The following is a 21,335-nucleotide window of genomic DNA, read 5'->3' on the forward strand; positions in this document are numbered from 1 at the left end:
GGCGCGGCGGACGTTTGCGGTCACCGCACCAGCTGGGAACCTAGGCATCCGCCTAGGTGATCTTCCCTCTGGGCGATCCAGCATCGGCGGCCGCGCGGCCCTGAGGGCGCATCAGATCGCGGCGGCTCGCTTCCAGGCGGCATCGCGCAGCAGGCGCAGACCGTTGAGACCGACGATGACGGTAGAGCCTTCGTGCCCGGCCACGCCGAGCGGCAGCGGTAGCTCACCGAGCAGGTCCCAGGCCACCAGTACGGCGATGAACGTGGCGGCGATGACGAGGTTGGCGATCACCAGGCGGCGGGCGCGGCGGGCCAGAGCGAGGACCGCCGGGACGGTGGCCAGGTCGTCGCGGGTGATGACGGCGTCGGCGGCTTGCAGGGTGAGGTCGGCGCCGGAGCTCCCCATCGCGATCCCGGCGTGCGCACTGGCCAGAGCGGGGGCGTCGTTGACGCCGTCGCCGACCAGGGCCAGCCGGGCGCCGTGCTGCCGCAGTTCGTGAACGGCGTTGACCTTGTCCTGCGGCAGCAGCTCGGCCCGCACGTCGGTGATGCCCGTCTGTTCGGCCACGCGGGCCGCGGCGCGGGGATTGTCACCGGTCAGCAGGACGGGGGCTGTGCCGGTCAGGCCGGTCAGCTGCGTCACCGCCTGTGCCGCGCCGGGGCGGATGCGGTCGGCCAAGGCGAGCGCCGCGACGGGGCGGCCGTCCAGGAGCATCAGCACGGCGCTGTGCCCGTCGTCTTCGAGGCCGACCACGACTTGGCGGGCCCGCTCGGCATCGCCGGACATGGTGCCGGTTACGGTCTGCTTCAGCAGGTGGGCGGGGCTGCCGATCTCGACCAGGTGCCCATCGACGCGGGCACGCACGCCGCGTCCGGGCAGGGCGGCGAAGTCGGCGGCCTCGGGCAGCGACAGTCCCTTGCGGTGGGCGGCGGCGACGATGGCGCGGCCGAGCGGATGTTCCGAGCCCTGCTCGGTCGCGGCCGCCAGCATGAGCAGCCGGTCGGCCTGCGCCTCGGCCCCACCCTCTGATCCACTTGCCGCGGTGGTCGCCGCGCCGGGCAGGACGCGCAGCCGGGTCAGATGCGGGCTGCCTTCGGTCAGGGTGCCGGTCTTGTCGAAGGCGACCCGGTCGACGTCGGCCAGGTGCTCCATCACCACCGCGGACTTGACCAGCACGCCGTTGCGGCCGGCGGTGGCGATCGCGGCCAGCAGCGGCGGCATGGTGGCCAGCACCACCGCGCACGGCGAGGCCACGATCATGAACGTCATCGCCCGCAGCAGGGCCTCCTGCACCGGGGTGCCCCACAGCAGGGGCAGCGTGAACAGGGCGAGGGTGGCGGCCACCATGACGATCGAGTAGCGCTGCTCGACCTTCTCGATGAACAGCTGGGTGCGGGCCTTGGTGGCGCCGGCCTGCTCGACCATGGCCACGATCCGGGCGATCACCGTCTCGCCGGCGGGCCGGGTGACCTGGACGCGCAGCGCGCCGGTGCCGTTCACCGTCCCGGCGAACACCTCATCGCCGCTCTGCTTGTCGGCCGGGAGGCTCTCGCCGGCGATGGAGGCCTGGTCGACGTCGCTGGCCCCGTCCACCACCCGCCCGTCGGCGCCGATGCGCTCGCCGGGCCGCACCACGATGACGTCGCCGACGCGCAGGTCGGCGGCCGCCACGATCTCCTCCTCGCCCGCGGCGGACAGGCGGGCGGCCTGGTCGGGCGCCAGGTTCAGCAGGTCGCGCACCGAGTCCTCGGTGCGTTTGGTGGCCACCGCCTCCAGTGCGCCGGAGGTGGCGAAGATGACGATCAGGAGTGCCCCGTCGAAGACCTGACCGATCGCCGCGGCGCCGATCGCGGCGACGACCATGAGCAGATCGACGTCCAGGGTCTTCTCGCGCAGGGCCTTCAGCCCGGCCAGGCCCGGTTCCCAGCCGCCGGCGGCGTAGCAGGTCAGATACAGCGCCCACCGCAGCCAGGCAGGCGCGCCGGTGAGCTGCGCGGCGCCACCCGCGGCGAACAGCGCGGTGGCCGCCAGAGCCCAGCGCACCTCGGGCAGCGAGCCCGCTCCCGAGCGCCACCAGCGCAGCCGCCGGGACGCGGGTGCCGGCCGTACGGCGGCCTCGAACGTGGTCAGATCAGTCGTCACCAAAGCATCTTATATGCGCAGTAACGCAGATACGCATGCAGTGAGGTTCGAGGTAGGCTGGCCCTATGCACACCTCGCTATCCGACTTCGACATGCCGAACGAGGAGCAGGTGCATCTGGCCGCCGAGGCCTTCCGCCTGCTGTCCGACCCCACCCGCATCAAGATCCTGTGGGCGCTTCTGCAGGGCGAGTCCAACGTCGCCTGCCTGGCCGAGCTCGCCGACGCCGCCCCCACCGCGGTCAGCCAGCACCTGGCCAAACTCCGGCTGGCCGGCCTCGTCAAAGGACGCCGCGAGGGCACGTTCGTGTACTACAGCGCCGCCGACGAGCACGTGCGGCGCCTGCTGGCCGAAGGGCTGTTCCACGCCGACCACCTCGACCGGGCCGGTCATGCTGATGAGGTCGGCCCCGCCGAAGCCCAGCCGGACGAGCCCCTGGCCGAACGAGCGGCCGCGCACACCCGCTGACCCCGTCCAGTCGGCGGCACATGGCCTGTCAGTAAGGATCTTGTCACCTGGTACACGCGACAGTTCCGACCGATCAGAACGTCAGCTCTGCCGGGTCTCCCGAAATCACATCCGTCCAGGTCAGCGCCCTAGGACGCCCGAACGCCATGATCCGGCCACCGCCCCGCCCCGGTTGTCCACAGCCGTGACCACTCCGGCCGCCACCCGCCGTCCGGGCCCTCTGACCAGCGCAGACGCTCTACTTCGCGCCTGGTGACACCGACCCGAGCGCCGGGCCGAAAAGGGCCGCTTTGCCGCCTCCACCGTCTATGACCCGCACGGAAGCCACCCAGGCGTTCACCTAGCCAGGAACCTAGTGCTGTGACCGGGGAGGTTCACCGTGATCGGAAGGCGGCTCGTGAGACGAGCGCACGCGAAACCCCTGGTATTACTGGGGCATGCCGGAAGAGACCGCACGCTCCGCGATCGACACGTTCATCTCCGCGTTCAACGCCTCGGACGACAGCCATGTGACCGCCCTGCTCTCCCGGGCCCTGACCTCAGACGTGGTCTTCTGGGGGCCGTTGGGGCGCAGCGAAGGAATCGGGGCGGTCGAGCGGTTCGTGCTGGACATCCGACGCCACCCGGCGGGGACCGGCACGATGGTGCGCTGCTCAGCGGTGGACATGCCTGACGAATGGGCCCGGTACCAGTGGGTCTTCACCACGCCTGATGGAGGCCCCCGCCTGGCGGGAACGGATGTCGTCCATCTGCGACGGAGCCTCATCGACCAGGTCATCGTCTTCGCGGGGGAGATCGAGCCGTTCGCCTCCTGAGTCATCCTTCTGTCGCCGTCCTTCTCCTGAACCTGCCCCGTCGGCGTTCGGGGGCCGCTGTTCGCGGTTGGTCAGGCCGCGGTGTTGAGGGGGCGTCCGCCCCAGCGAATGCCCTCTTCGCTGCGGGTGCGGGCGCGTTCCTTGCGCTGGGCGGCGAGTACGTCGGGGTGGCGGGCGTTGGTGTTGCGCCAGCGCAGGTAGCAGGAGCCTGCGGTGGGCCGGATCCCCAGGGGCCGAACTCGTCGAAGGCGAAGACCCGGTCCGGGAAGCGTTCCAGCACCTGCTCGACCCGGTCGAGCTTGGCGTCGCGATCAGGGTCGGGTGACTCCTTCCAGGTCTTGGTGCGCTGGAAGGTGATGCCGCGGCGCCGGAGCAGGCACCGTAAGGCTTCACGGCCGATGCGGATGACACGTCCGTGCACTTTCCGCGGGTAGGCGGCGAGCTTGCGCAACGACCAGCGGGTGAAGGGCTGGCCGAGCTTGGTGGGGCGGGTGGTGGCCGTCTGGATGACGAAGCCTTCCTCGTCAGGGCTGAGCCGGCGGGGACGGCCTCCCGCCCAGCGAGGGTCCAGGCAGGCCAGGCCGATCTCGTTGAACCGGTGGATCACGTCCCGGACGGTGTCCTCGTCGGCCTGGCCCAGCTGGGCGGTCACAGGCACCCGGTTCCCGCCGGCCGAGGCCGGCAGCATCATCGCGCGCCGGTAGCGCACCGAGTTGGTGCTGCCCCGGCGCACGGTCTGCTGCAGCTTCTGCCCCTCCTGGTCGGTCAGCCTGCGTAAACGGACAGGCTCAGCCACCGCGCCTCCAGCGCTCGGATCGGACGTCACCGCACATCCAACCGTCACGATCACCAACCCGGTGAACCTTCCGGGTCAGAGCACTGGACGACGAGCACGAGCACGTTCAGAAGCACTTCGAGTGGGGTCATGGCGTAGCCCCTAACACCCTGAAGCCAAGATGGCAGTGGGACCTCGGGATAGCCGTTGTTCACAGCACCTCCCCCACGCCCTGGCGCAGACTCGCCTACGGGATGACCAAGCTCGCCCAGCGGGAAGGTGGCTATGACGTCCCCACGGTCCCCGACCCGTTCGCCGGCCGCCCTTGGGACGACTCGGACCGCCCTCGGATGGTGCCGTATCGCCATGACGACCGAGTCCGTGGTTTTGCCTGCCTTACGGATGCGCCCACCGTCGGGCGCCTACTCCCCCTCAGGGGAGTTCGCCGAGATCAGCGATGGACCTGTTCGTGCCGGCATCGCTTTGATCTGGGTGGCTTATCACCGGCGAGGCCAAGGAGTCGGTGCCGCCCTCGTAAGGGCCGCCGCTCATCACGCCGGCACTGTCATCACAGACATGTCTTGGAGCGTGCCCTTCACAGAGTCAGGCAGAGCGCTTGCCGCCAAGATCAACCCGGATGGGTCCTGGCTTGCCTGAGTCCCTACCTGTCCAGACACCCTCGGCAAGATCGGTACACCCCTGGTACGCGACCAGTGGCACACGGCTGGATCCGGTGGCACAGGGCGGCACACCCCGGAAAGCGAAACGACCTGCGTTGCCGCAGGTCGTTGAGGGTTTCCCCTGGTAGATCGCTGGTGCCCCCTGCAAGATTCGAACTTGCGCTCCCGGCTCCGGAGGCCGGTGCTCTATCCCCTGAGCTAAGGGGGCCAACGAGTGAAAGATTACCAGGTTCTGGAGGTGGACTGATACTCGAAGCGCGGAGGGGAGATCACAGGAGGCGAACGGCTTCGTCCGGCGGGGCGGATGGCGTCACCGAGGGCTCGGGCGGACGGCTCCTCGGTAGCGGGCGCGGTAGTAGGGGGAGACGGCGAAATTCGTCATCCTGACGACGTCGCCGGTCTTGGGGGCGTGGACCATGACGCCGTCCTTGACGTAGATGCCCACATGGGTGGGGTCTCCTGTGCCGCCTCCGAAGAAGACCAGGTCACCGGCCCGGAGCCGGGAGAACGGCACCCGGCGGCCCTGCCTGAACTGGCTGCCGGTGTAGTGGGTGAGCGCGACGCCCGCCCTGGACCAGGCGTGCAGGGCGAGCCCCGAGCAGTCGAAGCCGCCACCGGTCGGCCCCGCGCCGGACCCGCCTCCCCAGACGTACGGCCTGCCGAGCTGGCGGAGGGCCGCGGTCACGGCCGTCCGGCCGGATGAGGTACGGCGCGGCCGCGGAGAGGGAGCGGGTGAGGCGGGGCGTGACCGCGGAGAGGGGGCGGACGAAGGGCCGGACGAGGGGCCGGGCTTCCCCGCCTCGCCGGATGGTCCGCCCTTCTCATGGGACGGCCCGGCCTCGGCCGCGCTCGGGGGCACGGCCCCGATCACGCCCGGATCAGCGGCCCCGGGCCCGGCGGGGCCCGTGCCGGGAACCTTCTCCGGCGGCTCACCCCCGGAGCCCGGAACCCCCCGTGGCGGCGTGGAGGGTGGAGGCGCCCACGGCGACACGGAGCCGAGAGCCGGAGGCGCCGGCGGCGCGAAGTCGTGGGCCGGAGGCGCCGGCGGCGCGGAGTCGAAAACCGGGGGCGCCGGCGGAGTGGGGGCCGGAACCGCCCGGCGGGCCTCGCAGGCGGCGACGAGGGCGTCCCGCACCTCGCTCTCGATCCATCTCCGGATGCCGTCCGGCATCCCGGCCCCGAGGAGGGGGCGGATGCTCAACAGGAGCCGCACGGCGTCGGGGCAGTGCCGGGCCGGAGACTCCTGCGGCGCTCCCGCCAGGGTCGCCGTGAGAGCGGTGGCGGCGAGGAATGCGGTGATCATGTGTCCTCCCAGGTTCGGCGGATGACCGGGGCCCAGGATCGGCCGGAACATGTGATCACCAAGGAGCCGAACGGGATTCTGTGGACAACGCGGCACCGCCCACAGCGGGTGACGCGCCGCTGCCCGCCGGTTTCATCGCCCGCGGGCACGGTGGCGTCCCCAACGGCGGGCGGCGCGCCTTCCGGCCCTCGGCTCCCGCGGCTTTTCCGGGCGCCGCCGGTACGCGTCCGGCGAAAACCACGCGTGGCCCCGCTCCCACGGGTTAGCCTCACGGCCGTGGGCGAGGTTCTGGGCAAGGTACTGGTGGTGGATGACGACGAGGTCATCCGGCAGCTCATCGCGGTCAACCTGACCCTTGAGGGGTTCCAGGTGGAGACCGCCTTCGACGGGCAGGACTGCCTGGACAAGGTGCGGGACGTGATGCCCGATGTGATCACGCTGGATGTCATGATGCCCCGGCTCGACGGCTGGATGACCGCCACGAAGCTGCGGAGAAACGAGGGGACCAGTCACATCAAGGTCGTTCTGATCACCGCGCGGGCGCAGGAGGACGACAAGCGGCGCGGGTTCGGCATCGGGGTCGACGCCTACCTCACCAAGCCGTTCGACCCGGCCGAGCTGATCCAGGTCGTCCGCGACCTGGCCGTCTCCACCCGGAGCCGCTGACTCCCCGGCCGCCGCGCCGGTTCCCGATGCCCGCGGGGTCCCTACAGAAGGCCCTCCCTGCGGGCCACGGCGGCGGCCTGGGTGCGGGAGGAGACGCCGAGCTTGCCCAGGATGTTGGAGACGTGCACGCTCACCGTCTTCTGCGCGATGAACAGCCGTTCGCCGATCTCGCGGTTGGCCAGGCCCTCGGCGACCAGCGTGAGCACCTCCCGCTCCCGCCCGGTGAGCGCGCCCGGGCGCGACCCGGCGGGCGTCCGCCCCCGCGTGCCGTCCCGTGTCTCCCGCCCCTCGGCGGCCCCTGACCCGGACCCCGCCGCGGCTCCCGCCACCGACCCCGCCACGCCCCCGAAAGCGCCCCCGGAAGCGTCCCCGGGCCCGGTCCCGGAAGCGGCCCCGGACGGCGCCTCGGACTCGGCCGCGGGGAATCGCGCCCGGCGGCCCAGATCGGCCAGGGCGTCGCCCAGCGGCCGGGCGCCGAGCGACGCGGCGACCCGGACGGCCCGCCTCCACTCCTCAAGAGCCGCGGCGTGGTCTCCCGAGACGAGCAGCGCCTCGGCCAGCCGCCACCGCGAGCGCGCGGTCTCGTAGACGAACCCGTAGTCGAACGCCTCGACCGCGGCCCGCCAGGCCCCGACGTCGGCGCGGCCGTGCGCGCGGTGCCATTCGGCCTCGGCCCTCGCCAGCCAGGCGTGCCCCTCGGCCCCCATCCCGGGCCGGACCGGGCCGCGGGCACGGGCCAGCAGCTCGTCGGCGCCGTCGGTACGGCCCAGCTCGGCCAGCGCCCACAGCCCGACCGCCCCGATGCGGATGTTGCCCATGTAGGCCGGGTCGAGGGCGTCGAGGACGGCGGTCACGTGGTCCAGGGCGAGGGCGGGGGCGCCGTTCCACAGGGCGTGCTCGGCGGCCAGCGCCCGCGACATGTAGACGACCAGGGAGTCGGACCAGAAGGGACGCACCCAGGTCAGCCGCTCGTCCACCTCGGGCAACCCCATGGCGACCTCGACGTACAGCGCGAAGGACGACAGAATCGCCTCATGGTTCGTGCCGACGCGCACGCCGAACCCCGAGCCCTCTCTGCGGGCCCGCACCCAGTCCCCCGCCGTGTAGTGGATCAGCAGCTGGAGGAACCGCAGGTCGGTGCCGAAGGTGCTCCAGGACAGGCCGCTGTCCTCGGCCAGCCGGACGCCGCGCTCGGCGATCACGGCTGCCTCCGCCATCGAGCCGTGCTCGAACGTGAGCCGGGCGTGCTGGAAGATCGCCCGCAGGTCGACGGCCAGGTCGCCGGACTCCTGGGCGGCGGCGGCGCCGAACAGCTCCCCGGCCCGGCCGGGGTCGCCGTCGTACTCGGCGCAGGAGGCGAGAGTGATCATCGCGCTCTTCTGCGCGTCGCGGGCCCCGGTGTCCCCCGCGATCTCCAGGGCGCGTTCGGCGAGCGGCCCGATCTCCGCATCGCGGGCGGTGGGGATGAGCGTGCGGGCGAGGGTGGCCAGCGCCCGCGCCAGTACGGCCGTGCCCGGGGCGGCCGCCGCCACGGCCTCCTCCGCGGCGGCGACGGCCGCCGGCACGTCGTCGGAGTCGTAGAGGTAGTAGGCGAGCCGCTCGCGGGTCTCGGCCGTCGGGGGCAGCTCCCGCAGCTGGGCGATGGCCCGGTGGTTGTCGCCCATGTCGGCCGCGGCGGCGGCGGTGCGCATGGCGAGCCGTACGCGGTCCGTCCCGGCGCGGCGCTCGGCGTCGGGGACGCGGTCCCAGAGCCCGAGCGCCTGCTCGAAGTGGCGGTGCGCCTCGGCGGGCGCGCCGAGGCGCTCGGCCCGCCGGCCCGCCTCGACGGAGGCCGACATCGCCTCGGCGAGGTCGTGTCCGGCGAGGTAGTGGTAGGCCAGCTCGGCCGCGGCGCCCTCGCGGGCGGTGAGCAGCCGGGCGAACTCCGAGTGCATCCGGGTCCGCTCGCCGGGCAGCAGGTCGGTGTAGACGACCTCCTGGAGCAGGGCGTGGCGGAAGGCGTAGCCGTACTCCCCGTCGGGGCGGAGCAGCCCCTGGGAGACGATCTCCCGCATGGCGTCCTCGAAGGCGAGGTCGTCCAGGCCGGACGCCTCCTGGAGCAGGGCGTGGTCGACGCGCCGCCCCGCGACGGCGGCGGTGCGCAGCACCCGCTGGGCGGCGTCGGAGAGCGGTTCGACCCGGGAGAGCAGCAGGTCGGCCAGGCCGTCGCTCATCGAGCAGCCGTCGGTCACCGCCTCCAGGAGCTCCTCGGCGTAGAACGGATTTCCCTCGGCCCGGTCGACGACCTCGCTGATGACCTGCGGATCCGTCCCGCCGAGTTCGGAGAGGTGGTCGGCCATCTCGTCGGGACCGAGCGGGCTCAGCTCGACGGCGGTCACCGAGGGGAGGCGCTTGAGCTCGGCGAGGACGCGGCGCAGCGGGTGGCGGCGGTGCAGGTCGTCGGTGCGGTAGGTGCCGACCAGGCAGACGCGCTCGGTCTGCAGCATCCGGCTGAGGAAGACGAGCAGGTCGCGGGTGGAGCGGTCGGCCCAGTGGAGGTCCTCCAGGATCAGCAGCACGGGCCTCGTCGCCAGGAAGCCCAGCATCGAGCCGAAGAGCTGCTGCTGGGTGAGGGCCGAGGCTGTCTCGGCGCCGAGGTCGACACCGCCGGGCAGCAGCCTGCCGAGTATCGGGCGTGCCTCGATCTCCGCGCGCAGCTCCGCGGGCGCGCCGCGCAGGGCGTCGGCCAGCGGGAGGTACGGCAGCGCGTCGCCCAACTCGGCGCACTGCCCGACCAGTACGGCGAAGCCGGCCGCCTCGGCCCGTTCGGCCAGCTCAGTGACCAGGCGGGTCTTGCCGATCCCGGCGTCGCCACCGATGAGGGCCACCCCGGCCAGTCCCGCGGCTGCGGAGTCGAGGACCGCGGCCAGGCGGGTGAGCTCCGCCGATCGCCCGATAAGCGCGTTCAGCGCCTTTTGCCAGCCCACGACGGCGAGTATGTCATGACTCGCCGATAGCGCCCTTCGGCCGGTCGCCCGCCGGCACGGGCGCGCCCGCGTCGCCGTCCGGCCGGTCGCAGGACAGGTCTCGCAGGTCCTCCAGCAGGCGGGCCAGCGGCCCCGGCGCGGCCAGCGCGCCCAGGTGTCCCCGGCGGGGCAGCAGGATCAGCCGCCCGTTCCGGCAGGCGCGCAGGAAGTCGCGCTCGTTCGCCCGGAGCGGGTCACGGGCGCCGTTGACCAGCCACACCCGGCCCGGGTAGGCGGCCAGCGCCGCGAGGTGGTCGTACCCGGTGACGGCTTCGACGACCTGCGGCAGCACCTCGCACGACAGTCCCCCGGCGACCATCGCCGCACCGGCCGGGCCGGGCAGGAGGCCGCGGAGGAGACGGGCGCTGACCCGGTCGGCGCGCGCCGGGTTCCGCGCGGCCAGGGAGGCGGCGAACCGGTAGGGGACGGTCGTCAGCCGGCTGTTCGAGGTGCATCCGAGGGCGGCCAGCCCCGCGACCCGCCCGGGGAAGCGGCCCGCGGCGGCGATGCCGACGTAGCCGCCCAGGGAGAGCCCGGCCACGAACGCCCGGCCGCCGAGCGCGTCGATCGCGTCGGCCACCGCCGACGCGGCTCCCTCCATCGTGAACGGCTCGCCCCGGCGCGAGCCGTGTCCGGGCAGGTCGGGAGCGGCGACCGGGCCGCCGATCCGGGCGGCCACGGGGTCCCACATGGTCGCACTGACCCGGATTCCATGGACGAGGACGACCGGCAGCATCACTGACCTCCACGCTTCGAGGGCGTACCGAGCGGACTGCAACGCAACGATGCGTTGCAGTTCGGTATGCCGCCATTAAAACACAACGCACCGTTGCGTGGTTATAGTCGGTACGGCACGGCACCGGCACCACACCGCCGCGGGACCGCACGGGACCCTCCACGATCGCGCGGGACCTGACGGCATCGGGCGGCGTCGGGCGGCACGGGACGGTGAACCCGAACGGCACCGCACGGGACCGCGGAGAGCGAAGAACAGGGAGCAGGGAGCAGGGATGGCACCGCGCAAGGAGCAGCAGATCTTCCGGGCCACGCTGGACCTGCTGGCCGAGAAGGGCTACGACGGGCTGACCGTCGAGGGGGTGGCGGAGCGGTCGGGGGTCAACAAGACCACGATCTACCGGTGGTGGCCGTCGAAGGCGGCGCTGCTGGCCGCCGCGCTGGTGGAGGCGGACCTGCTGACGCTGGAGCAGCCCGACACCGGCAGCCTCAGGAAGGATCTGGAGGCGCTGGTCACCGGCATGGCCGGGCTGCTCACCCGCCCGCCGTCGGCGGACGTGGCGCTGGCCGCGCTCGGCGCCGCCGTACGTCATCCCGAGATGGCCGCCGCGGCCCGGCGCTTCTTCACCGAGCGGCTCGCCGGGGAGGCGGAGATCTTCGAGCGGGCGCGGCGGCGCGGCGAGCTGCCGGCCTCGGCCGACCCGCTGCTGATCATGGACCTGCTCGGCGGCGCGGTGTGGCTGCGCGTGGCCTTCCGCGGCATGCCGCTGGACGACGGTTTCGCCGCGAGGGCGGTGTCCGCGGTCCTCGACGGGGTGGTCCGCGAGGACGGGACCTGCCCTTGACCCGGGACGACGGCTGACGACGTCGACGCGGACGGTGCGGGTCAGCCCGCGAGCGCGGCCGTGACGCGGTCCAGGATCGGGTACGGCACCAGCCCGTAGGCGTGGAAGTCGACCGCGTCCGCCCCGGCCGCCCGGGCCGCCCGGACCTTGGCGGCGAGCCGGTCGGCCGAGTCGGTGTCGGGCGGGCCGGGCCGCAGCACGACCCGCAGCTCCCGCTCCTCGCCCGCCGAGCGGCGGTAGGCGCCCACGTCGTCGGCCACCCGGACGGCGTCGCGGGCGTAGCCGAACGCGCCGAGCGAGGGCACCAGGTCGCCCAGCGCCACCAGGTCCACGCCGAGCTGCCAGGCGTCGTGCGCGGCGAGTCCGGGGGCGGGCAGACCGTCGTCGTGGCCCTTCACCGCGCCGGTCCCGTCGAGGAAGACGAGCCTGGAACCCTCGGCGGCGACGGCGGCGGAGACCTCCGAGACCAGCGAGGTCACCGCCTCCGAACGGGCCCTGGCGTAGGCGACCGCCTCGGGTCCGGCGTAGGCGGTCAGCGCCGCCCGGGTCACCTCGCCCTGCGCCGGCGGGTCGCCGCCGAGCACGCCGCCCACGATCCGCGCGCACTCCTCGCGCGCCGCCTCGGCGTTGACGCCCAGGTCGGTCGCGCGCCGCATGCAGAAGTCGCAGAAGCACAGGCCGAACAGGAACGCGTCCATCGGCCCGAGGGGGACGTGGCCGCGCCCGGGGCCGTGCCCCCGGCCGGAGCCGCCGAAGCCGCAGGGGCCGCCGAAGGCGCCGAAGTGCAGCGCCTCGGCGACCACGCTGTCCACCCCCTGCCTGGCCACCGCCCGGCCCAGCGCCGCCGCGTAGGAGCGGACGTCCGGGTGGGAGGGGCACAGGTCGGCGGGCGCGCCCCGGTCGCCGAAGCAGCTCCGCACGGTCACGTCGGGGGCGGCGAGGCCCAGCGTGGCGTTCCGCAGGAAGACCGCCCAGCCGTGCAGCCGCAGGCCGCGCCGGGCGGTGTCCGCGCGCAGGGCGGCCAGCGGCTCCTCGGCGGCCCCGGCCTGGACGGGCGGGGTCAGGCGCAGCCCGGCGAACAGGTCCGCGGGCGGTGTGAAGTGGACCCCGTCCGCGCGCAGCGTCACCCGGGCCGGGCCGTGGGGCGTGATGTCGCGGGACCGCTCGCCGGCCGCCGCCACGGTCACGCCCGCGACGCCGTACCCGGCGATCCGGTCGAGGACCGCCGCGCGGCCCTCCCCGCGCACGTCCTCGACGTGGACGCGTAGCGAGCTGTCCAAACCGCCGCCCTTCACCCGGAACCGGAGTCGGAGTCGAAGCCGGTCAGACTTCAACGCCCCTTGTAGGCGACGAAGTCGATCTCGACGAGGATGTCCATGAGGTCGGACCCGACGGTGGTGCGGACCGGGTAGGGCCGGGTGAAGTAGGACTTGTAGACCTCGTTGTAGGCGGCGAAGTCGCGCTTGAGGTGCTGAAGGTGGACGGTCGCCTTCACCACGTCGTCGAAGCCCAGGCCGTGGGCGGCCAGGATCGCGCCGAGGTTGCGCATGACCTGGTGGGTCTGCTCGGCCACGTCGGTCCCGACGACCTCGCCGGTCTCGGGGTGCAGCGGCCCCATGCCGGAGGTGTAGACGAAGTCCCCGACGACGAGACCCTGGGAGTACGCCCCGACCGGCGCCGCACCCTCGGCGGTGCGCAGCTCCTGCTTGACGCTCATCAACTACCTCCAGCGTGGGAACCCGGCCCGCGGGGCCGGGAGGAGGCACGGCACGGCGCCACGCCTCCGATCGGGTCGCATGTCCGCGCCCACCGGCTCGGCGGGCGACGAACGATCGAAAACAACTTAAACAGAGGGAAATATACGGAATTCAGAAGAAAGTGGTAACAAGATCGACGACACGGTAGTCGTCGTCCACCACCGGGATGACCCGCCACTTGTCGAAGGCGGTGCACGGGTGGGAGATGCCGAACGGCACCAGCTCGCCCGGCGTGGCCCGCGATCCGGGTGCCAGCCGTACGACCGCGTGCTGGTCCTGCATCCTGATCACCTCCGAGCCCGTGAGGACTCCGCGCGGCACCGGGAACCCCTCGTCGAAGGGGGCGTCGCGCTTGCCGAGCCCGACGACGGCCAGCCCCGGCTCGGGGGTGCTCAGCACGTGCGCCCAGACCTCCAGCGCCGCCTGCAGCTCGCCCTCGATGCGGTTGTACGGCGTGTGCTCGCGGTAGTGGCCGTCGTCGTGGGTGACGTAGGCGCCGCTGCGCAGCACGATCCTGGCCTGGCAGGCGGCGAGCTCCCGGCCGACCACGTCGAACCACTGGCTGCCGCCCACCGACAGGATCGGGTCGCGCACCCGCAGGTGCGCGAGCGCCTCCAGCATCCGGCCGAGGTAGGCCCGCACCTCCTCGGCCGTGCCCAGCACCCCTTCGTACCCGGCGACCCCGGCGAGCTCAACGCCCTCGGCCGCCTGCGCCGCCCCGGCGACCTCCAGCAGCTCATCCAGCGTACGGCTGCCGCACCGCGCGCCCGCGACACCCAGCTCGGCCAGCACCCGGAACGGCCTGGCACCCGCGTGCGCCGACAGCGTCTCCACCCCCGCCACCGAGTCCACGAAACACAGGAACTCGGCCGCGGGGTCCTCCTCCAGCCACGCGGCGACGGCGTCGAGCCCGGCGGGGTCGAAGAACTGGTTGGCCAGGACGATCCGGGAGACCCCGAACTCGCGCAGGATGAGGACCTGGCTCGGGGTGGCGGCCGTCATCCCCCACGCGCCCGCGTCCAGCTGGGCGCGGACCAGCTCGGGGGACATGGTCGTCTTGGCGTGCGGGGCGAGCAGCATGCCGTGCCGCGCGGCGAAGTCCGCGAGCGTGGCGATGTTGTGCTCCAGCGCGGAGCGGCGCGCCACCATGACCGGGAAGCTGAAGGCCCCGCCGAACAGCGAGGACCCCACCGCCTTCGCGGGGTCCACGATCCCCTTCACCGTCGCCGTCACCGCACGCTCCCTTCGTCTCCCCGCAGTCCCGGAGGACGGTGCCTCCACGCCGCGAGGGTCCTGGTGATCCCGCGGGCGCCGGACGCCGCCGGTCCCGCCGACCCTATCCTCGCGGTCCGGGGGGCCACAGGGGAAACGGACGCCGCGCGGGAGGCGGAGCCGGGCCCACCGGGACCGCCGGGGAGGCACGGGGCCGGGTCCACCGGGACGCGGGGGAACGAACGGAGCCGCTCACGGCCGCAGCGCCCGCCCGGGGGTGGCGCCGGTGAGCCGTCCCGCGGCCAGGACCGGCACGCCGGAGACGAGGACGTCGTCCACGCCGGCGGCCGGGACGCGGGGGGACTCGTAGGTGGCCAGGTCGCGGACGGCGGCGGCGTCCACGACGGCGAGGTCGGCGATCTGGCCGGGGCGGACCAGGCCCCGGCGGGGCAGGCCGAAGCGGCGGGCGGGGTGGGAGGCCAGGTGAACGGCGGCCTGCGCGAGGCTCCAGTCGCCGGTCTCGCGGACGTGGTGGCCGAGCATGCGGGCGAACGCCCCGTACCCCCGGGGATGGGGGTGCCCGCCGACGTAGATGCCGTCGGAGCCGCCCGTGTGGGCCGGGTGGCGCAGGATCGCGCGGACCGACTCCTCCCCCTCGGGGCCCTCGTCCGGGCGGGCCGTCACGCAGCCGGCCGAAAGGCGGGTGTCGAGGAGGATCCGGCGGCAGAACTCCCCCGGGCCGGTCCCGGCCTTCGCGGCGGCCTCCGGGAGCGTCATCCCCTCGGCCCACTCGGCCCCGGGCACGTGGGAGAGGGTGATCCTCGGCCAGAGGGATTCGTCCCATTCGACCGGCTCGGAGGCGAGGATCTCCAGCGCCCGCTCGGTGTCGGCGGCCGGGATCCGCGCGGGCAGCGCGACCATCGCCAGGATCGTGCTGCCGCGCAGGTAGGGGTAGCTGTCGAAGGTGACGTCCAGCCCTTCGTCGAGGGCCGCGTCGAGGGGCGGCAGCAGGACGGACGCCGGGCCGTGGTAGTGCGACACGTGGACGGCGGCGCCGGACGCGCGGGCGATGGCGGCCACCTCGGCCATGCCGGTCGCGGCCCGCTCGCCGTACGCGCGCATGTGGGTGACGTACGGCAGGCCGCCCAGCGGCGCGCACAGCGCGGCGATCTCCGCGGCGTCGGCGTAACGGCCGGGGGCGTACTCCAGCCCGGTGGACAGCCCCGCCGCGCCCTCCTCCAGGCCGCGCTCGACCCGGGCGAGCATCGCGGCCAGCTCCTCCCGGGTGGCGGCCCGCTCGGCGGGGCCCATCACGTCGTAGCGGATCGTGCCGTGCGGCAGCAGGTAGGCGGTGTTGAGCGCGGTCGTCCTGTCGTGGCCGTCCAGCAGCTCGCGGACGCTCAGCGGCCCGTCGGCCCAGGGGTGGACGCCGTTGACGGCCGCGAAGTAGCGGGTGACGTAGGCGAGGGTCCCGGGGGTGGTGGCCGGGGCGAAGGACAGGCCGTCCTGGCCGAGGACGAACGTGGTCACGCCCTGGCGGAGCGCGGCGAGCTGCACCGCCGGGTCGCCCGCCAGGGCGTCGCCGTGGACGTGGCAGTCGACCAGGCCGGGCATGACGTGCCGTCCCGAGGCGTCGACGACCGTGGCGGCCTCGGCGCCGTCCAGCCTCCCCACCGCGACGATCTCGTCCGCGACGACGCCGACATCCGCGGGGAAGGCGGGGGCTCCCGTGCCGTCCAGCACCCGGCCGCCCTGAACCAGCACATCAAAGATCATGCCCGGATTGAACCATCCGCCGCGCTCCGGCGCACTCCCCCGCCCGCGCCGGGCCTTCGCGGGGCCCGCGGATGAGGACCAGGTCGTCGCGGCGCGCTCCCCCGCCCGCGCGGGGCCTCGCGACCCGGAAGCCCACGGCGTCCGCGCGGGGTCCTCTCCCCGGCCGGTCCCCCACCGACGGGCCGGTGACGCCCGGAGCCGGTGGGCGATGGCATCCTTCAAAGGCCAGGAACCTCCCCCGCAGGAAGGCCGTCGTCCCGTGCGCACAAGGCAGTTCCTCCCTCGCCCCCGCCGTCCCCGCGACGCCCCGGTCCGGGCCGCGGCCCCGATGGCGGCCCCGATGGCGGCGGCGCTGGCCGCGGCGGTGCTCGCGGTGGCGGGCTGCGCCGCGGACGGCGGTACGGCCCGCGGCCCCGGCTCCGCCGCCGCCCGGACCCCCGCGGCGAGCGGGACCGGCGGGGCGACCGGCACACCCGCCCCGGCGGGGACGGACGCGCCCCGCGTGCCGTTCGGCGGGCACGCGGGCCGCTACGCCGCCGGGACGCTGCGCCCGAGCGGCGACCAGGCCGCCCTCGACGCGAAGGTCGTCGAGCACTACCGGCGGTGGAAGGCCGCCTTCGTCAGGCGGGACTGCGGCCGCGACCGGTACCAGATCCTCTCCCCCGACGCCGACCACCCGTACGTGGCCGAGGCCCAGGGCTACGGCATGGTCGTCACCGCCACCATGGCCGGGGCGGACCCGGACGCGAAGAAGATCTTCGACGGGCTCCTGCGGTACGTCCTGGCCCACCCCTCGTCGATCACCCCCGGCCTGCTCGCGGCCGAGCAGGACGCCTCGTGCAAGAGCGTGAACGGCGGCGACTCCGCCACCGACGGCGACCTCGACGTCGCCTACGGCCTGCTCCTGGCCGACCGGCAGTGGGGAAGCTCGGGCGCCTTCGACTACCGCGGGCTGGCGCTCGACCGGATCCGCGCGATCAAGGAGGGCGAGATCAACCCGGTCACCAGGCTCACCAAACTGGGCGACTGGACCGACCGCGGCGACGAGTACTACTGGGTCAGCCGGTCCTCCGACTGGATGATCGGCCACTTCCGGGCCTTCCGCCGCGCCACCGGCGACCCGTTCTGGGACGCCGTGACCGACGCCCACCAGGACCTGATCGCCGCCCAGCAGGCGCGGTACGCCCCGGGCACCGGGCTGCTGGCCGACTTCGTGGTCGGCACCCGCACCGCCCCGAAGCCCGCGCCCCGGGAGGTCCTGGAGGACCCCCACGACGGCGCGTACTGGTGGAACGCCTGCCGTACCCCCTGGCGGATCGGCGACGACGCGGTGACCTCCGGAGACGCCCGGTCGCTCGCCGCGGTCCGCCGGATGAGCGCCTGGATCAGGAAGGAGACCGGCGGGGACCCCGGCCGGATCGGCGCCGGCCGCACCCTCGCCGGCCGCCGCCTCTCCGGCGACACCGAACTCGCGTTCTCCGCCCCGTTCGCGGTGGCGGCGATGGCCGACCCCGGCGGCCAGGCGTGGCTGGACGCCCTGTGGGACGAGATGGCCGCCACCGCGTTCACCCGCCGGGACTACTTCTCCGCCAGCGTCACCCTCCAGGCGATGATCACGGTGTCCGGCAATCGCTGGACGCCCTGACCGGGTGGCGGGCCAGCACCTCCCTGGCCCGCTCCCTGGCGAGGTTCCAGCCGTTCCACGGGTCCGGCGAGGCCAGCTCGTTGCGTTCGACCACGGTCCGCAGCACGCAGCTGCGGACCGGCTCGGGCAGCCGGTCCAGCACCGGTACGGCCTCCGCCCCCAGGCCGCCCAGGTAGCGGTGGTCGATCCGGTCCGGGCCCCGGACGGCGATCTGGGTCTCGGCGACCCGCAGGTCCGGGTTCCACGCGGCGAAGGCCAGCAGCGCCCCCCCGGTCATCGCGACCATGGTCCTGGGCAGCCACCGGGCGGCGCGACGCCGGACGAGCCGTACGGCGCCGGCCACGAGCACCAGCGCGAAGACGGCGCCCAGCCACCAGATCGCCGCCTCCACCGAGGCCCGCAGCCGGGTGAAGCCGTAGGCGCCGACGTACAGGTCCAGCCGGTGCAGGGCCGAGACCAGGACGACCATGGTCAGCGCGCAGAGCGGGCCGAGCAGCCCGGCCATCAGCCAGCGCTCCCGGCCCCGCAGCCTGAGGGCCCCCGAGGCGACCGCCACGATCGCCAGCACGAACACGCTGACCACGGCGAGCTGGAAGAACCCCGAGCGGGCGTACTGGGCGTAGGTCAGGCCGGTCGCCGACACCAGCCACCTGGAGGTGCCGAACAGGACCGTGAGCTGCATCGCCACGAACACGCCGAACAGCAGGTCGAGCGCGACGAGCGGCAGCACCCACAGCCCCCGGCTCACCGCCGGGCGCGTGCCCGGCCCCTCCGGCTCGGCCGCCGGCCGCAGACCGACCAGCACGGCGGAGGCGGTCACCGCCGCGAAGAGGCCGAACAGCAGGATCCGCAGCGGCAGCGCCCCCGCGCCCAGCAGGTCCCGCACGCTGAAGACCCGGGCGACGGCCTCGGCGAAGACCGCGTCGGCCGAGGCGAACAGCGCGCCGAACACCGCCACCAGCACGGCGCTCAGCGCGACCCCGGTGAGCACCGGCATGATCCGCCGCCGCAGCGGCAGCCCCCTCGCCGGCCGAACCGGCGCGGCCAGGAACCACGGCACCGGCAGCAGCCCCAGCACCACCGACGCCCCGCCCCGCAGCACGTCCGCCCAGCCGCGCCCGGCCCCCGACAGGGCGAGCGCGGCCAGCAGGAACCCGGCCGGCAGGAGCGGCCCGGCGAGCCAGTCGGCGTCCCGGAACGCCGCCACCGCGACCAGCCCGTAGGCGATCAGACCGAGCACCGCCGACCAGGGGGTGACGCGACGCCGTACGGCGGGCAGCGCCGCCGCCCCCATGGCCACGGCGACCAGGACGAACCCCAGGCTCATCGCGCTGCCCGGGAGCGCGACCGCGGCGAGGAGCCCGACGGCGGCGCACGCCGGAGGCGCCCACCGGGGGGTGAGGGGCAGCTCGGGCCGGGGCAGCACGGGCGGCGCCACGTACTCCCCGGTCGTCCCCGGCGGGGCCGGGGAGGGCTCCGCCGCCTTCCCGTGCGCGGACGGGGCGGGCGCCGGGCCGGCCTCCGGTGGTCCGGGCAGTGGCCGGACCGGAACGGTGAACGTCACCGGTCGCCCGTCCGCGGAGGGGGCCGGGACCTCCCACCGGGACGGCCCCGGGATCTCCGGTTCCGACGGATCAGGGAGTCCGCTTCCGGCCGGGGCCGGGACGGGTAGCGGCCTGATCGGGACGGGCGCCGCCGTGGGCGGGACGGCGCCCGCGGCGGCGCGCCGCGGCAGGTCGACCGCGACGCGGCAGCCGGGGCCGTCCTCCACCCGGATGGAGCCGCCGTGCAGCTCGACGATCTCCTTGGTGATGGCCAGCCCCAGCCCGGCGCCGCCGTCGTCGGCCGCGCGGCCGGCGTCCAGGCGGGAGAACCGCTCGAAGACCCGGGTCCGCTCGGCCTCCGGGATGCCGGGCCCCTCGTCGGTGACGCGCAGCCGCACCCCGCCGTCCCGCGGGGCCGCCGCCAGCACCACGGCGCCGCCGTCGGGGCTGTGCCGTACGGCGTTGTCCAGCAGGTTGGCGAGCACTTGGGCCAGCAGGTCGGGGTCGGCGCGCACGCCCAGCCCCCCGGGCACCTCGCAGCGGGCGGCGACCCCGTCCCTGGCCAGCACGGCCTCGCGCAGCGCCTGCTCGCACAGGGGCCGCAGTTCGACGTTCTCCAGCTCGATCAGCCGGGCCCCCGACTCCAGCCGAGACAGGTCCAGGAGCTGGGTGACCAGCCGGCCGAGCCGCTCGGTCTGGGCCAGCGCCGTCTCCAGCGTCGCCTGGTCGGGCGCGGAGACGCCGTCCACCACGTTCTCCAGCACGGCGCGCAGCGCGGTGATCGGCGTGCGGAGCTCGTGGCTGACGTCGGCCACCAGCGCGCGCCGCTGCCGGTCCACCTCGCCCAGGTCGGCCGCCATGGCGTTGAACGCGCGGGCCAGCTCGCCCACCTCGTCGCGGGAGGTCGCGGTGACGCGCAGGCCGTACCGGCCCTTGGCGATGGTCTGCGCGGCGGCGGCCATCTCGCGCAGCGGCTTGGTCATCCCCCGCGCGAGGAGCTGCATGATGACCAGGGCGAGCACGGCGGCCACCGCGACGCGGACGTTGCGCGAGTAGCCGGAGTTGATGCCGACCTCGTTGACCACGAACGCCACCACCACGGCCAGCAGGATCACCAGCCCGAGCTTGACCTTGATCCGGCCCAGGAAGTCGAGGGGCCTCACGCGGAGCACATCCCGTGGTCGGTGGGGAGGGGGGTGGAGGCGGAGGGGCCCGGCCGGCGGGTGGGGGCGCCCACGGTCACGGGCGGACGAGGGCGTAGCCGACGCCGTGGACGGTCCGCACGACGCCGGGCCCCAGCTTGCGGCGCAGCGCCCGCACGTGGCTGTCGACCGTCCGGGTGGCGGCGGCCTCGGAGAAGCCCCAGATGTCGGAGAGCAGGCGTTCCCGCTCGAAGACCTGGCCGGGCCGCTCCGCCATGCGGCACAGCAGGTCGAACTCGGTCCGGGTGAGCTGCGCCTCGGCGCCCCGGGTGTAGACCCGCCGCTCGGCGACGTCGATCTCGACGTCGCCGATCCGGATCACCGTGTCCGGTCCGGCGAGCTGGGAGGCCCGCTCCACCCGCCGCAGCAGCGCGTGCACCCGGGCCACCAGCTCGCGCATGCTGAACGGCTTGGTCATGTAGTCGTCGGCCCCGACGCCGAGCCCTACAAGCAGGTCCGTCTCCTCGGCCAGCGCGGTGAGCATGAGCACGGGCACCGGCCGGGCCGCCTGCATCCGCCGGCACACCTCCAGACCGTCGAGGCCGGGCAGCAACCGGTCGAGCACCACCACGTCGGGCCGCGACCTCGCGTACGCCGCCAGCGCCGCCTCGCCCTCCCCGACGGCCCGCACGTCGAAGCCCTCCGCGGTCAGCCGGTGCCGTACGGCCCGCGCGATCGTCTCGTCGTCCTCCACCAGGAGGACGCGTCGTTGCTGAGGGGTTGCCATAGGCGGAGCGTAGACCGGGGCGGTGCAGACGATCCGCGG

At 74.3% G+C, this 21,335-nt stretch carries 16 protein-coding genes, 1 tRNA gene and 1 pseudogene; 6 read left to right on the forward strand and 12 right to left on the reverse strand.

Annotated features, from left to right (window positions below):
• Positions 1–111: 111 nt before the first annotated feature.
• Positions 112–2,142, reverse strand: coding sequence for a heavy metal translocating P-type ATPase (locus tag HDA43_RS09205; RefSeq protein WP_376770465.1), 2,031 nt, complete (start codon positions 2,140–2,142; stop codon positions 112–114).
• A gap of 65 nt (positions 2,143–2,207) precedes the next feature.
• On the opposite strand from HDA43_RS09205, the gene HDA43_RS09210 reads away from it, so the two are divergent.
• Both HDA43_RS09210 and HDA43_RS09215 read left to right on the forward strand, forming a co-directional pair.
• Positions 2,208–2,609 carry an ArsR/SmtB family transcription factor gene (locus tag HDA43_RS09210; protein ID WP_179819318.1) on the forward strand — a complete coding sequence of 134 codons (402 nt, stop codon included), beginning with the start codon at positions 2,208–2,210 and terminating at the stop codon, positions 2,607–2,609.
• Positions 2,610–3,046: 437 nt separating this feature from the next.
• Positions 3,047–3,424, forward strand: a complete 378-nt coding sequence (locus tag HDA43_RS09215; protein ID WP_179819319.1) for a nuclear transport factor 2 family protein — start codon at positions 3,047–3,049, stop codon at positions 3,422–3,424.
• A 71-nt stretch (positions 3,425–3,495) separates the two neighbouring features.
• On the opposite strand, the pseudogene HDA43_RS09220 reads toward HDA43_RS09215, so the two are convergent.
• Positions 3,496–4,220 (reverse strand): annotated as a pseudogene (locus HDA43_RS09220) (helix-turn-helix domain-containing protein).
• A gap of 381 nt (positions 4,221–4,601) precedes the next feature.
• Between HDA43_RS09220 and HDA43_RS36650 the strand changes: the two are divergent.
• Positions 4,602–4,856: a GNAT family protein gene (locus tag HDA43_RS36650; RefSeq protein WP_376770496.1), complete on the forward strand. Its 255-nt coding sequence runs from the start codon at positions 4,602–4,604 to the stop codon at positions 4,854–4,856.
• A gap of 156 nt (positions 4,857–5,012) precedes the next feature.
• On the opposite strand, the gene HDA43_RS09230 is transcribed toward HDA43_RS36650, so the two are convergent.
• Both HDA43_RS09230 and HDA43_RS36355 read right to left on the reverse strand, forming a co-directional pair.
• A tRNA-Arg gene (locus tag HDA43_RS09230) sits at positions 5,013–5,087 on the reverse strand.
• A 102-nt stretch (positions 5,088–5,189) separates the two neighbouring features.
• Positions 5,190–5,564 (reverse strand): C40 family peptidase, encoded by a 375-nt coding sequence (locus HDA43_RS36355; protein ID WP_218911660.1) that lies wholly within the window; start codon positions 5,562–5,564, stop codon positions 5,190–5,192.
• Positions 5,565–6,458: 894 nt separating this feature from the next.
• Here HDA43_RS36355 and HDA43_RS09240 point away from each other — a divergent pair.
• Positions 6,459–6,848, forward strand: coding sequence for a response regulator transcription factor (locus HDA43_RS09240; RefSeq protein ID WP_312873134.1), 390 nt, complete (start codon positions 6,459–6,461; stop codon positions 6,846–6,848).
• 41 nt (positions 6,849–6,889) lie between these two features.
• Here the strand turns inward: HDA43_RS09240 and HDA43_RS35845 are convergent, their stop codons facing one another.
• Together HDA43_RS35845 and HDA43_RS09250 are read right to left on the reverse strand one after the other, a co-directional pair.
• Positions 6,890–9,814, reverse strand: coding sequence for a helix-turn-helix transcriptional regulator (locus HDA43_RS35845; protein WP_312873135.1), 2,925 nt, complete (start codon positions 9,812–9,814; stop codon positions 6,890–6,892).
• 13 nt (positions 9,815–9,827) lie between these two features.
• Positions 9,828–10,589 carry an alpha/beta fold hydrolase gene (locus tag HDA43_RS09250; RefSeq protein ID WP_179819322.1) on the reverse strand — a complete coding sequence of 254 codons (762 nt, stop codon included), beginning with the start codon at positions 10,587–10,589 and terminating at the stop codon, positions 9,828–9,830.
• Between the two features lie 274 nt (positions 10,590–10,863).
• Between HDA43_RS09250 and HDA43_RS09255 the strand changes: the two genes are divergently transcribed.
• Complete coding sequence (locus tag HDA43_RS09255; RefSeq protein WP_179819323.1) at positions 10,864–11,433, forward strand: TetR/AcrR family transcriptional regulator; 570 nt, start codon at positions 10,864–10,866, stop codon at positions 11,431–11,433.
• 41 nt (positions 11,434–11,474) lie between these two features.
• Here the strand turns inward: HDA43_RS09255 and HDA43_RS09260 are convergent, their stop codons facing one another.
• The 4 genes from HDA43_RS09260 to HDA43_RS09275 form a co-directional block, all read right to left on the reverse strand.
• Positions 11,475–12,713, reverse strand: a complete 1,239-nt coding sequence (locus HDA43_RS09260; RefSeq protein WP_179819324.1) for a hypothetical protein — start codon at positions 12,711–12,713, stop codon at positions 11,475–11,477.
• 50 nt (positions 12,714–12,763) lie between these two features.
• Positions 12,764–13,150, reverse strand: a complete 387-nt coding sequence (locus HDA43_RS09265; RefSeq protein ID WP_179819325.1) for a Rid family detoxifying hydrolase — start codon at positions 13,148–13,150, stop codon at positions 12,764–12,766.
• Positions 13,151–13,301: 151 nt separating this feature from the next.
• On the reverse strand, positions 13,302–14,423 hold the full coding sequence (locus tag HDA43_RS09270; protein ID WP_312873136.1) for an alanine racemase: 1,122 nt from the start codon (positions 14,421–14,423) through the stop codon (positions 13,302–13,304).
• Positions 14,424–14,654: 231 nt separating this feature from the next.
• The gene (locus tag HDA43_RS09275; RefSeq protein WP_179819326.1) at positions 14,655–16,178 is read right to left on the reverse strand and encodes an N-acyl-D-amino-acid deacylase family protein; all 1,524 of its coding nucleotides are present in this window, start codon (positions 16,176–16,178) and stop codon (positions 14,655–14,657) included.
• A gap of 259 nt (positions 16,179–16,437) precedes the next feature.
• Here HDA43_RS09275 and HDA43_RS09280 point away from each other — a divergent pair, with 259 nt between their 5' ends.
• Complete coding sequence (locus HDA43_RS09280; RefSeq protein ID WP_312873137.1) at positions 16,438–17,823, forward strand: family 8 glycosyl hydrolase; 1,386 nt, start codon at positions 16,438–16,440, stop codon at positions 17,821–17,823.
• Here HDA43_RS09280 and HDA43_RS09285 read toward each other — a convergent pair.
• Positions 17,792–20,530 (reverse strand): DUF4153 domain-containing protein, encoded by a 2,739-nt coding sequence (locus HDA43_RS09285; protein WP_179819327.1) that lies wholly within the window; start codon positions 20,528–20,530, stop codon positions 17,792–17,794. The two genes, HDA43_RS09280 and HDA43_RS09285, sit on opposite strands and share 32 nt — an antisense overlap.
• 76 nt (positions 20,531–20,606) lie before the next feature.
• A complete protein-coding gene (locus tag HDA43_RS09290) occupies positions 20,607–21,296 on the reverse strand; it encodes a response regulator transcription factor (protein WP_179819328.1) in 690 nt (229 codons plus the stop codon).
• Between the last annotated feature and the right edge of the window lie 39 nt (positions 21,297–21,335).

The sequence above is a fragment of the Streptosporangium sandarakinum genome, from assembly GCF_013409935.1.
Taxonomy (GTDB): Bacteria; Actinomycetota; Actinomycetes; order Streptosporangiales; family Streptosporangiaceae; genus Streptosporangium; species Streptosporangium nondiastaticum.